The sequence below is a fragment of the Vallitalea longa genome, assembly GCF_027923465.1.
In the GTDB taxonomy this organism is placed as follows: Bacteria; Bacillota; Clostridia; order Lachnospirales; family Vallitaleaceae; genus Vallitalea; species Vallitalea longa.
Map to the genome: position 1 here is coordinate 1 of NZ_BRLB01000005.1, position 15,427 is coordinate 15,427.

General features: G+C 34.8%; 3 protein-coding genes. All 3 read left to right on the top strand.

Translation table 11 applies throughout. The features are described 5' to 3' along the window. The first annotated feature begins 132 nt into the window (after positions 1-132). Positions 133-1,128 (top strand): type II TA system antitoxin MqsA family protein, encoded by a 996-nt coding sequence (locus QMG30_RS10580; protein WP_281815187.1) that lies wholly within the window; start codon positions 133-135, stop codon positions 1,126-1,128. Between the two features lie 385 nt (positions 1,129-1,513). Further along, positions 1,514-1,957, top strand: coding sequence for a hypothetical protein (locus QMG30_RS10585; protein ID WP_281815188.1), 444 nt, complete (start codon positions 1,514-1,516; stop codon positions 1,955-1,957). A gap of 20 nt (positions 1,958-1,977) precedes the next feature. Continuing rightward, positions 1,978-15,360, top strand: a complete 13,383-nt coding sequence (locus QMG30_RS10590) for a Tc toxin subunit A-related protein (RefSeq protein WP_281815190.1) — start codon at positions 1,978-1,980, stop codon at positions 15,358-15,360. Positions 15,361-15,427: the final 67 nt, after the last annotated feature.

Below are 15,427 nucleotides of genomic sequence, written 5' to 3' on the forward strand. Positions count from 1 at the left end.
GGTTGGAGCCTTTCTGGAACCATCAAGTGGTAGGAGGATGAAACCAATCCACAGTATCTCCAATAGTATAGCATACAGTCCTTGGAGAGGGACTATAAACACTACTACTATATAATACGAGGAGGAACAGTCATGAAAGATAATCTGGTTTTTTGTGAAGAATGTAGAAATGATGTAACTTATACTATTACGGAAGAAAAAATGAATGGAACTTTAAAGGGTGAGTCATATGAATATATGGGAAAAGTTGCTAGATGTACAGAATGCGGAAAAGAAGTTTACGTCGCTGAGATAAATGATTATAATCTAAAAGCACTTTATGATGTATATAGAAAAAGAAATGGTATTATTGCTCTGGATAAAGTGTTAGAAATATCTGAAAAATACTCAATAGGAAAAAGACCATTATCTTTGCTATTGGGATGGGGAGAACAGACTTTTTCTAGATATTGTGATGGCGATATACCTAGTAAACAGTATTCAGATATTTTACAACAAATCTATGATGATCCTAATTATTATAATGAAATACTTGAACAAAATAAAAACAACCTAAAGACTACCACAACCTATGAAAAAAGTAAAAGAAAAATAAAAAGTATTTTAGGAATCAATAGTGTGAGTAAGCCAAAAATAGATGTAGCAATTAGTTATTTACTTAACCAATGTGAAGATGTTACTCCTTTGGCTTTGCAAAAAGCATTGTACTATATTCAGGGATTTTACTATGCATTTTATAAAACATTTTTATTTTCAAATGATTGCGAAGCTTGGGTGCATGGACCTGTATATAGAGAGATTTACAATCGATATTCAGGGTATCATTTTGACCCTATTAAGAAAACAGAGGATTTTGATGTGTCAGTATTTTCTGTGTTAGAAAAAGCTATATTAGACAGTGTTATAAAAAATTTATGCTGTTATAGCGGAAAGGTTCTTGAGAGGTTTACACATTCAGAAAGCCCTTGGATTGAGACACGTGGGGATTTATCTGTAGATGTTCCTTCCAATCGAATAATTGATAAAAAATTGATTGGAAGTTATTTCATAGCTGTAAAAGAAAAATATGATATGCTGACACCTGTTGACATTAAAGTATATGCACAAAAAATGTTTGAAGAAATGTAATAGTTACTCAACTTCCTAACTTCAATTTGAGGGCAAATCCTTAATATGCACTTAATCTATACAAAAAACGGACACCTACAGGATGACCCCCAGAATCACCCCACACAATCCCAAGAAATACTAAGGAACCAAATAAGACAAAAATAATGTAATATATAAGATGTAATACAATACCAAAAAAGCTCTTGTGAGGAAGTAACCCTTACAGGAGCTTTTTCATGTTACTCAATATTGTATTTAACTAAAAGAGATAATTGCATAATTCCTAATGTAATTCTATACAACAATATGTATCTTAGAATGGTAGAGCCAATTAGGCATGTTGTGCTATAGAAATAGGCGGAAAGTAATTATGCGATTGTCTTAAATGAAAGAGGTGAAATTAATGGATTTTACAAAAGAGAAATTTAAGCATCTAGATCAGTTTTTCACTAAGAATCCTGATATTTGCTTAAGAAGTATGAACCTGTTAGATGAAAAAGAGGTTTCAACCTTATGCTTTGACAGATTAAAGAAGCATAAAGACGAGCTTATGAACCTATTGAAAGCTTGGCAACGATTACTGAAAATATTACCTGAAAGTCAGAATGAAGTTACAATCATTAAGAATCTACTTAACAAGAATCTGCATTCAGCAGTGCAGATTGCATCCATACCCAAAAAACACTTTTTAAAAGAGTACGGGCATCTCTTCAATGATTTGGAAGAAGCGAATACCATGTATCAGAATGCCCAAATGGTAAGAAGTCAAATAGCTGTTAAATATATGAGATTGAAGCAGAACCAAGAACCTCATATCAAGGCTACTAGATTTCGCCAACAAATATAATAAGAGAGGAGTGTTAGGAAATGAGTCAAGATAACAATACTGATTTTTCAAGTTATGAAAAAATTTTTGGTGAGATAGATTTCAGAGAAGGCGATGATGCCAGATCCGTCCTATCACCAGCAGCTTATTTAGCTGATCTGCTACAATTATATGAAGACGAATTCGATGAAGATGCCGATAGCAGTTTATGGAATCTGAGAAGAGAAGATATTCTTCATATACTTCTAGACGAAGAAAATACTTTCACTATGATTCCTTATCTGGATATCGTCAATGAAATATTGGAAGGAAGAGTAGAAGGAGATATTTATGAAGTATTAAAAGGAGCTAAGCATCCTATTAATCTACCATTCAATCTGGAACATGAGAAGATAAAAAACTATTTAGCACATATGGAAATTACGCAAGAACAATTATATAAACTCTTCTCTATAGACAGTAATGAGGAATTACGTAATAATAGCAATAATATAATAGCGAGAGATTATCTAGGATTATCGGAAGAAGCTTATAACCATATCTGCAATAATACAACTGGATTAATACCTCTCTATGGTATTACTGGGGAAGATATCGAAGAAACAGATGACTTACAAGGTGACAATATAGATAATCTTACAAAAGAAGATGTTAATACATTACTTTCTGATGTGAAGAGATTCATGAGGAAGACTAAGATTACATTTAAAGAGTTACTGGACTTAATATATGGAAATCTTAGTGACAATGAGTCAGGATATGCAGGAAGTTTTTACTTGAATAATGGCTTATCAGGGTATGCAGCATTAGATGAGGAACAAGAGAATATTATAGGATTTACAAGTAGTGAGGATATGCAGACGTGGTTGAAACGAGCATATCTTTTTATTTACCTAGCTAAGAAGACACAAGTTTCATTCGTGGACTTAGATATGATTCTCAGAACCTGCTGCAACAATATACTTGATCAGGAAGCCATTTTACATATGGCATATATTCTGAAATTACATGAAGAGTATGAACTGCCAATTGATATGGTATGTGGACTATTTGTATCTATGAATACTCTAGGAACAGGTAATGAAGAACAGCCTACAGATTTATTCAATAGAATATATAATGGTGATATCACTGCCATTGATAAAAATTACATCCAAGTGACAGATACTCTTCATCCTGAGTACGAGAATAGTGAATATGCTAGAATCGTTCCAGTTGATGAAGATGATCTCATGAGCGATGATAATATAGATTTTAGAGCAAGATTGTGTAAAGCTCTTAAGATAACAGATGAAGATGTGTCAACATTCATAACAACTTTTACTGATAAATTGGGAATGGAAAGCTTAAAAGCAACAGAGGATATGCTATTGACTAATTTGACCCTTCTCTATAGGGTAGCTACTGTGACTGAATTCCTGGATATATCAGTAAAAGAATTATGCTATATATTGGATGTCATCACTGATGATCCTATTATAAGAGTTCATAATGTATTCGATAGATTAATCGCTTATAATCCTAGTACAAGGGACTGTTACACAATCTTCTCAAGTAATGATGTGACTAATAATATTTGGCTAATGCAACTTATCGTATCCATTACCAAATGGATGCAGGAGAACGATTTCACTGGTGAAGAATTACGCCAGATAACACTGCGTTACCAAGTTATTGAAGAGGATGAATTGGAAGATGACGAAGAATCAGATGAGATGAAAGCTCTGAAAGAAGAGAAAAAAGCTAAGATTGATTTCTTGAACAATCTTTATAACCAATTCAAAATCTTACTATTTGACCCAAAAGCATTAACAACTGATGAACGTGATGATAGAACTTCAAGGGCTGTTTACCGTTATATTGTAGGGCGCAACAGTAAAGTTGTTTCTGACAAGAACACAGGTCTTCTTCTTTGCAGTAAAGAAAAAGATATGGAGAGAGTTTCTGAAGTTGTATATGAAGCTGTCAATCATTTGGATCATTTTGATATAGAGGATTTCACTAATACTGGACTAGAAGAGAAGATACTCAGAAAACTTCTAAACAATCTGGTTTATAGAGGTTACATCAATACGAAAGGTGATATCAACGAAAATACTTTCCCAGAGAATGTAGAGCATTTTCAGATCACTACTGATTTTAGTGTAATGAAAGATAATGTTTTTGATATCATATCTAATATCTATGAAGAGGCCTTAAGTCAAGAAGAATCTAGTGAAGATGTATTGATGTCATTGTATCCATCTGATTTTGAAGACTTGAACCTTTCAGAAGGTAAGCAACAGGAATTATATGATAATCTATTATTCAATAACTATATAGATGAGGACAACAATGTAATTGACCCTGAGTTCTTTGGATTTACACAGAACAAGTCATTGTTCATGGTTAATGCTGATATAGCAGACTATGCAAAAGAAGTATATCAGGTCATCAGAGACAATATGCAGAAGTTTACAGATAAGGATATTGTTCTGGATAGAAGTATCTTCGAGCATTTACCTATAAGCGAACTGGATATAGAAAAACTTATGACTAATCTACTGTTCAACGAGTATATAGATGAAGAGCACATTATTCAAGATAAAGAAAAGATACTTAATACATCAATTGATGATTTCAGCTTAGCTATCGCTTATTATCCTTATCGTTTTGAAATACTTGATGCTATTAAAAATAATATCATAGAAGTAAAAGATTATTTTTATAATGTGGATGATACTATGCTTAGAGGAGTAGCAGGTTATATCGTTGCATCAGACATATACAAGAACTTAGAAGGAACATATTTGACAAATGGAAAGATTACCTTAGAAGGATATGATTTCTTCAGTCAGAGTTCCAACATTGAATCATTTGATCTTGGTGATTATTTCACTAATATTGATGAAGAAATAGTCTTCAATCATATGAGTAGAATGATAGATGTAATTGATAGATTCAGAGTGAAACCTGCTGATTTAGAAGAGCTAGGATTAGACGAGATGGAACAAGAAGATCTCTTGGAAACGTTGGAAGCCTGTGAGTATACCTATGATTATAAACTCAATAGGGAAGAGATAGATTATTTCTTGAATGTGAATAATGCACTTGTATTCAAGATAGAAAGATTCGATGATTACAACAAGGATATCTTCTTCTTATTACATGACATAGCTAAGGAAATCAAACAGGAAATTGACGATATCAGTCAGATTCTTATAGGTCAGGCAATAATGCAGGAAGATATATTACTTACTGCTTTACAAGATGTATATGGTATTGGAGCCAATGAGATTAGTGTTGTCATGAATAATATCATTGGAACTAATAACAGCTTGATGGAACAATTCATGGGTCCTGTGATAGAAGCTGTTAATGTAAATGATAGACTTATGATAGAACCTAAGAGCACGAGATTCAACAACCTCTATCGTAGAGCTAAGCAGATTGCTATATTGATAGCGAAATTAGGACTTACGACAGATCAGATAGAAGTAGCTTTTCATGACCAGCAATTAACAGAGAAATTTCCAGAGCATTTGATTTTGCCAGAAGGTATTGACACATTTGATGTCATCCTAGAAGGCGTAGGTTCTATGATATATCTCTTCACTGAAGATAATTATTACGCATATTCTGCTGATGATTATACCTATGTCAGAGATATGGCTACTACAGTTAGGGTTATAGAGGAAGCGGACGAAGAAGATGAGCTATATCAAGGTTTGACAGATATAGACAGATTCTATTATGAGTATAGCGAGCAAGGTATGAGCCCATTCTGTGTAGATGCTGCTTTTGTAGACTCATCAGATACGATTCACATAATATCAGGAACTGACTACTATTGTAAAACTACAAGTTCTGATCTATGGGAAATGAAAGAGAGACAATGGGGGAAAGTAGAAAACAACTTTTCTGATATAGACAAGATTGATGGAGCTTACGTAGATGAAGAAGGAAGGACTTACTTATTTTCAAAAGGCCAATATATCAGATATCTATTAGATGGGAATATCAATGACGAGATTCAATATATTGATGAAGGCTATCCAAAAGATATCAATAAGAATTGGAAGGAAGAGTTCGGTAAGGAAATCCATCCGTTTTTCCATAAGTCCATAGATGCTTCAATGGTGGGAATAGACCATAAAGGATATTTATTCAAGGATGATGTGTATGTATCTTCGGATGACTACGTACATCCAAAAATGATTATAGACAGATTTGGTCATGTGAAAAATAATTTCCAGAAAATGAGACATATCGATGCTGCTTTCACTATGGATGACAGATACTATCTGTTTGCTGGTGACCAAGTTATATGCTATAGAAATAATATAGAAAATGATGGAGTCTATGTAGAAGAAGGTTATCCACTTACTATTGATACATGGATGCCAGAATTACCTTACAATTTCAAAAAGAGAATAGATGCCGCTATCAATACAAATGATGGAGTTTCCCTATTGGCAGATGGTAAATCCATTAATATAACCTTTGATGGTTCAGTATTCCATGTATCAGGTAGCGAAGAAGACACATATAAACAATGGGGTATTGTCAAGAATAACATAGTCGAGAACAGTAAAGTAGATGCAGCATTCGTAGGATTGGATGGTAAGGCATATGTGTTTAGTGGAGATCAGTATTATCGTTATTCAGGAGAAGATTATAAGGTAGTTGATTCTGGTTATCCAAGATTCATATCATCTGATTGGGATTCATTATTAGAGGTAACAGCTGCATTTGTACTAGATGGAAAAACCTATTTATGTGGTATGACAGAAGATGAGTCCATGAAGTATGTCAGATATTCTACTAATGATTATACCGTAGTGGATGAAGACTATCCTAAAGATCTAGATGATAACTGGTGGAATCTGCCTTTCGCTTTAACGAAAACTGATATATTAGATAGACCTTTTGCAACCATTGATGCTATTTTTACAGATCAACAAGGAAGAACTTATTTATTCTCTGGCAACAGTTATATATATTTTGATAATCAACACAGATGGTGGTCAGAACCAACCTTGATGTCAGATACTTGGGGAGATATGCCATTTGAACAAATTGATGCAGCATTTACAGGTAAAGATGGAAAAGTATATATCTTCGCCAGTAAATATTATACAAGTTACAAGACTAATGATTATTCTAGGACAGATAGTAATGTACCTAGCAGAATAATGGATTATTGGGGTAATGTGAAAAATAATATTGCAGATACAGGTTTAGTGGATGCTTCCATGACAGTAAGAACAATTGCAGATGATCAACTCAAAGAGGTTATTTACGTATTCTCAGGTAATCAATATTGTAGATATACTTTACCTTTTGACATGAACAGATATGTAGATGAAGGTTATCCTAAGAACATAGCTGATGAATTATCTAAAGAACCTGGATTCGAGAATCTGGATATAGATTTCTCTAAGGGAATAGATAGTGCTATGGCTAATGGCAGGAATATGTACTTCTTCAAAGATGGTACATGCACCATATTGGTAGAATCAGAATCACAGGTTATGGATAAGACATATACACTTATGGATTATGAAATACCTGCATGTGCATTCACTCATGATGGCAACATCTATATGCGTACTGAAAAAGATGGCAACTACAAACGTTGTAATGACTTGGAATGCTCTACTGGTATAACGTTAACCGATATTTTACCACCATTGCTTAGACCACTTGATGAAGATGGTGACGGTAAGCTTGCAGAAGATAATAGGAGAATATCTTCCATTCTTGAGGGAACAGATGGTAATACTTATGCGTTCTATGAATTTGATGATGAAGAATCAGAAGATAATACAGGCAATATAGAAGAAGACAATATGTATCATACATGTTACAACTTCTTATCCAAGCAAGAGTACAGCATAGCTGAAGAGTGGGGATATGTGGATAATAATATCATCAAGAATGATCATATAGATGCAGGACTATTAGGTGTCGATGACAATACCTATCTATTCAGTGGCAATCAATATGTTATGTATAATCATGATTTATCCAAAGAATATGGTTATATTGATGAAGTACCAAAACTCATAGAAGAAGATTTCGGACTAAGGAATGTCAATATCGCTTATGTTATAGAGGATAAAACTTTCCTATTGGAAAAGCCGGATGAACAAGGAAGCTTCAGATACGTTCAATATTCTGGTAAGGATTATAGTAAACCTGATGTTGGGTTCCCTAAAACTGTTGATGATCAATGGTGGAACATACCCATTCAGTTTGTTATAGAAGGCTTCAATGAAATAGATGCAGTATATGTAGAAGGTGACAACATCTACTTGATTCATGGGGATAAACAGCTACAGTATAATTATATAAAAGGCATATGGTCTTATCCAAAAGACATAAACAAGATGTGGAAGAACATACCTCTAGAGAAGATTACTACTATGTTCAAAGGTATAGCTGATGCTATATATTTCTTCGATGAAGACAAATATGCCAAATTGGTGGATGGAACTTTTGTCAATATCAACATAGACCCTGTTGAAGGTGAGAACAGAAGGACTGATACTTATGTAGAAAACCTTAACAAGGTATTTGGTAAGGTAGATAATAACATAGTTGAACTCAACAGGATAGATTCTTCTTTTGTAGATTCACATGGTGTTACTTATCTGTTCTGCGGGGACCAATATGTGCGTTATTCATCAAGCGATTATAGATATGTTGACTTCGGTTATCCTAAGAAAATCTATGAAAACTTACGTTTTGAAAGAGGTTTTGAGAATCTGGACCATAAGATAGGTAAGGTAGATGAGGATTATAATAAAGAAGTCATTGTAAAAGCGATAATAACTAATAGAGGCACTATTTACATCTTCATAGATGATAAGTGTATAGCATTGGCACAAGGAGAAATCAGGGAGATGCCAATAGGTCACTTAGGAAGAATTAGAAATAATCTGTTGGAAGAGGAAAAAATAGATGCTGCTTTTGGAGATGAAAATAGAACATTCATCTTCTGTGGGGATCAATATATCCGTTATTCACAAAAAACATATGAATACGTAGATGAAGGCTATCCAAAATCAATTGCAGCCATAGTTGACGAGGATTTAGGTATAGACCCAGCGAAATTCCAAGGAACATTTACTTACGATTTGGATGCAGCCCTATACAAAGATGAGAAATTATATCTCTTCAAGGATGACAAGTATTATTGTGACAATCAGATAACAGATATAGCCGCAACATGGGGTAAAATCAAGAATACATTCAACCCTGATGAACATCTGGATGATATGGTTGAAATAGATGCTGCTTTCTTAGATGGTGAGGGCAAACTATTCGTTTTCAAGGATGATCAGTATATTCGCTACAGTCACTTGGATAATGACTATGTGGATGAGGGATATCCTAGAGATATTTGCAACAACTGGGGTAACATGCCAACTGACTTCGAAAAATCCATTGATTCAGCATTCATATTCGATAATAGGACTTATATGCTGAGAGGACAAGATTACATACGTTATTCAGACCCTAATTATAAAAAGATGGATCTTATATATCCTCAAGTAATAACTAACAGATGGGGAGAATATTCGGATTATCTATTGGGTGATGTTAAGATCATCACTGATTATAAATACATGGACCATATGTATATAGGAGATAATTATACCCTTACAGATTTTTTACATCCACAGAAACATATTATAGAAGAATCTTATGAAGTGTTGAGCAATATATTTGGGTGGGATGCAGAAGAAATAAAATGGCTTAAGAAAAAGCATGCTTTCTTATATAGTGGATCGCCTTATGAAGTTAATTTCAATATAGAAATCCTTATGAAGATGCTATCCATCTTCAAGGTTACAGAAGATATAGATACTACACCATCCAAGCTCTATAGATACGTATGGTCATATATCTATGGAGACAATAAAGATCTAGGTGAGGCAGCAGAATATCTGTACAAACAATTAGGATTAATGAACAGCCAGAAGGATTGGGAGATACTGAAAGAACAGATTCAAGATGAAGAGAATATCATGAAACGAGATGCATTGGTACCTTATCTCACATATATAGAAAGTGATGTAAGCAATAGCAGAGAATTGTATGAGAAGCTGTTGATTGATGTGGATATGGATAGCTGTGCTAGAACATCCAGAATAAAAGAAGCTTTGGCTTGTATGCAATTATACTTCCATAGATACTTCATGGACTTGGAAAAACCGGCTCTAGAGAATTTTGAAGATATGGATATAGTGAAAGATAAGCTGAAATCCTATTGGGACTGGATGAAGAATTATCGTGTTTGGGAAGCTAACCGTAAAGTATTCCTGTATCCTGAGAATTATATTCGCCCTGAGCTTAGAGACACTAAGACAGAACAGTTCAAGACTCTTGAAGATGAAGTCATGCAAGGAGAACTGACAGACACATTGGTTGAACAGGCTTATAAGAATTATTTGGATTCCTATGATGACGTATCCAGATTAACTGTTGCAGGTGGATATCGCTATAACGACGAAACCAATAACGATGATAGAATTATAATCTTTGGACGTACTAAAACAGAGCCAACCAAATATTATTATCGTACTGCTACATTTATTGATGGTGACACAGAGACTGTTGAATGGGATTCATGGATTGATACGGAGCTTCAGATTGATTCACAAAAGGTATACCCAGTATATGCCTTTGGTAAAACATTTGTATTCTGGCCACAAGTAGAATTTGACAACAAAGAAAAAGAGAGTCAGAACGCAACAGCCAAAAGTGGAGATGGTGGAACATACAGTTTCGAGAAAACCCAGAAAAACGATAAGGTAATCAAGATTAATTTCTCATATCTCAACTTGAATGGTAAGTGGGTAATACCACAGACCTTAGATCAAGAGATTAAGATAACAGATCTAGTTACTAAATCAAAAACTGAGGTCAAGAGTCCTGTAGGTGTAGAACTTTTTGTACAAGAATCCAACAAATTGGATTCAGACACTCATGACAATATTGTAATCAACTGCAGTTATAGTCTTCTTGACAAGGACTTGCTCAATTACAATATTTTCAAATCATTTGATACAGGTTATGAACGAAAGAACAAGACCTTCCTATTGACACCAGAACTGTATACGGTAGTAAGCAACAACAATCCAGCTTATGATAATATGGGACAATCAGTATTCAAGACCTTATTCGAGGAAAATATCGCTAATGAAAATGCTGTTGCTTTCAACATAGGAAAAGCACCTTGGTTCGCTTTTGACCATAAGGGCGGCAGTTTCTTATGCAAGCCATCAATGCATAATCTGGATGATAACGAATGGCCTAAGACTATAGATTATTCGGTTCTAGGTGAAGATGTGACACATATTGATGCATCTTTCCAAGTAGGTGGTACTACCTATCTTATAGTAGGTGAGAGCTACTTCGCTTTTGATGGAGAGTTCATGGATGAAGAAGGGAACATACTTGATAATTATACTAGAGGCTTGAATTATGAAAGATGGGGACATATAGACCCTAATGAATTGAAAGTAAAAGCTGCGTTCACTATCAATAATTATACATACATTATTAGAAACGATAATTATCTACGTTTCGAGAATGGTGAGTTCAGCCAGACACCAGTTAATTATCCTAAGAGTATTGAATTCTTGGAAACAGATATAAAATCTGTGCTTGGTGATCAGCAATTCTATGTGAATTTGAATGAGATCAACATTGATTCAGCTTTCATGAAAGATGGTATTCTCTATGTTATTGATGGAAACGAAGTAATACCTGTCAATAGTCGTTTGAGAGCAGAAGATCTATTGACATATGAGTTCGTTGAACATCTGAAGGTATCTACATTGATAGGGGCTCTCTCCTTATCGGATAGTGGTATAATGGTATATAAACGAAACGATAATGATGATTGTAGATTCTACTTCTGTGAATTCAATCTGAATACCAATAGATGGGATTCACATGGACTTCTTATTGTTGACCAGGATAATATACCAGTAGATATTGATGCCAGCTTCAGATACAACAATGATCTATATCTGATTAAAGGTGATGAGATCATGCAACTTAATGATGCACCTTTATCAGATATCAGATGGGGAACTACACAAACTATTGCTCTTAGTAGATTCTGTGATATGAGTAGTGTAGAATCAGCCACTGTAGTAGATAATAAATATCTATATATGTTCAGTGACGAACTATATATCCGTTATACATTGAATGGCGGTAAATTGGGACAATACATGGATACAGGATATCCACAACCTATCAGCCTAATACCTATACATGCTTCATTTACACTGGATTCTAAGAGCTACGTTTTATATAAGAATTATTATAAGAAGTTAACAATAGACAACGGAAAGATTACGAATATGGATTACCTTGGTTATAAGAATATGGCAGGAAGTTTATTGAACATACCAAGTGAATTCCTGAACGGTATTGATGCAGGTGTCAATACAGGCAGCTATTTGTATCTATTCAAAGATAATGCTTATGTTAAGTATGACATAAATAGTGATATCAGACCTTATGAAGTGGAAGATGTACCTTATGACATCATTAGGCTTACATCAAGTACTTCTTATAAGTTAAGCACTAAGCTATTTACAGAAGGTTTGGATTCTTTCTTAGACCTAAGTACTCAGCAAATAGGTGAATTACCTAAGTTTGATGCCAACATAAGCAATACTACAACTATTAAGATTAACAAAGATAGGATTAAGATATATCCTATGTCAGAAACCCTTGATTTCGATAGTGCCAATAGTAGTTATTATTGGGAGATATTCTTCCATGTACCATTCTTCTTGGCTCAGATATTAAATACGGCTCAGATGTTTGAAGAAGCACAAAAATGGTATGAATTCATATTTGACCCAAAAGAGGCAGTTTGGTGGAAGTTCCTGCCATTCCTAAAGGCATCTGAAGATGATTTATATGGAATAGAAGATGATGACGACCAGACTCAGATCAAGAAATATCTAGAAGACCCATTCGACCCTCATGCCATAGCTGCTCTACGTATCATTGCTTATGAAAAGGCGTTGGTTATGAACTATATTGACAATATTATCGACTGGGGAGATCTGCTCTTTGGACAATACACAAGAGAATCTATCAATGAAGCACGTATGCTGTATATTCTAGCCTACGATTTACTTGGTGAAAAACCAGAAGCCTTAGGGGAGAGAGTATTAACTGATGATGTGGATTATGAGACATTAACAAAAGAAGCTACCAATAATGAGGATAGATACGAATTCTTGCTGGACCTTGAGAACAAGAACAATCTTAGTCGAGATACATTATTACACTTATTCTCTGGTGGTACAGTTAATGATAGTTTAGTCAATCCTTATTTCTTCATACCTGAGAACTGGAATTTTATCAGTTATTGGAATACTGTTGAGGACAGATTGTATAAGATAAGACATTGCATGAACATCATGGGTATCAATCAACCGTTACCATTATTCCAGCCACCTATTGATCCTATGGCTCTTGTACAGGCTGTAGCAGGTGGAATGAGTCTATCACAGGCAGTGGCTGTAAGTGACGGAAGTACTCCACACTACCGTTTTGACTTCATGATAAGCAAGGCTGGAGAATTGGCATCTAAGGTAAGCCAATTTGGTAATGACCTATTAGCTACCCTTGAGAAAAAGGATTCCGAAGAACTTAGTCTCCTACAGCAAAAGCAGGAGAATACTATCTTGACTATGACCCGCAAGATTAAAGAAGACCAGTTGCAAGAGGCTATAGAAAACACAAAATCATTAGAAGAGAGCCTAAAGAATGCTGAGGATACTATAAAACATTATAATGATCTTTTGAATACAGGATTCATACCATCAGAGATAGCTCAGATGAGTCTTATGTCTATTGGTGCTGCATTCATGACAACAGCTTCTATCGCCAAATTCGTGAATATGGGTATATCACTCATTCCTAAGGCTATAATAGGAACGTTCACTTATGCGGAAGTCAATCAAGATGGATTGCTGGAGAATTTCTCAGAAGCTACAGAATCTGCAGGTGAAAGCATCAATATGCTTGGCGAGATTGTAGGTATGAAAGCTAATCTGGAACGTATGAAAGAAGATTGGCGATTACAGCTTAAGATGGCTAAGAGTGAAAAGATACAATTACAGCATCAGATAAAAGGTTCTCAATTATCAGAACGTATAGCACAGACAGAGATTGATATATTAGAAGAAGAAATCAGACAAAACGACTCAGTTAATACATTCATGAAGAACAAATTCACTAATAAAGAGTTATACAACTGGATGGCAGGCAAATTGTCTACACTATATTTCAAGACTTACAAGCTTGCACATAAAATGGCCAAATCCGCTCAGAAAGCATTCCAATACGAGCGTGGAATGAAGGAAAGTGAAGTGAATTATATCTCATCTATGTACTGGGACAGCTTAAGAAAAGGTCTGTTGGCAGGAGATAGTTTAGGCTATGATCTAGATAGAATGGAACAGGCATATATAGAGGGTAACAGTCGTGACCTAGAAATAGCTAAACCTATATCTTTAGTAGAACTTGACCCATTTGCATTAGTTGACCTTAAGGAAAAAGGAGTTTGTGAGTTCAATTTGACAGAAGCTCTATTTGATTATGATTTCCAAGGACATTATGGTAGACAAGTAAAAACCATATCAGTTGTATTTGATATGGGAGAAGGTAAAGCACCTGTTAATGCTACATTAACACAGTTAAGCCATAAGACTATAATTGAACCTGATGTAAAAGCAGTCAAGTACATGATAGACCCTAAAGATGTTCAGCCTACTTCTATTCGCTCAGATTGGAGATCCAATCAGCAGATTGTATTATCACCAAGAGGCGAGTATGAAGAGAATAACGGATTATTCGAGCTTCGTTATGATGACGAACGTTATCTACCATTTGAAGGTACTGGTGCAGTTTCAAGATGGCGACTAGAACTTAATGGTAAAAAGGGTTCATATGATCCTAAGGACTTGAAGAATGTTATTATCAACCTTAAGTATACAGCAAAACAAGGCGGACAGAGTTTTGGGGATGCTGTTAGAGGTATGCTTAAGCCATATAGTGCTCTGCATTTCATAAATATGGCAGAAACATTTGGTGACAGCTGGACTGATTTCCTACAGAATGATGATGAGCTGGATGTGACAATCACTAGAGATATGCTGCCTAATATGGCAGGAAGCAAGATTGACGGTATATACATGGCAGGTGACCTTTATGAAGAAGGCAAGTTAGGAATGATACTTGATAGTGGAAAAACATATAACCTGGAAAGTGGTAAATATGTGGAGACAAGCGGCTTAAGTATCAGCAGTAGAGGTTCACAGTGGAGCTTTACCCTAAAAGGAGATAAGCACAATGTTAAGAATGTAGGACTTATTGTAGGATATAAAGCTTCCGTATAATAATTACCCATAAGAGAGAAAACCACCAAGTTTTTTCTCTTATTTTTGTTTCATATAAAAAAGGAGA

Bases quoted from the DNA above. Each gene is read 5' to 3' on its own strand.
- QMG30_RS10580 (WP_281815187.1), top strand. From the start codon at position 133: ATGAAAGATAATCTGGTTTTTTGTGAAGAATGTAGAAATGATGTAACT.
- QMG30_RS10585 (WP_281815188.1), top strand. From the start codon at position 1,514: ATGGATTTTACAAAAGAGAAATTTAAGCATCTAGATCAGTTTTTCACT.
- QMG30_RS10590 (WP_281815190.1), top strand. From the start codon at position 1,978: ATGAGTCAAGATAACAATACTGATTTTTCAAGTTATGAAAAAATTTTT.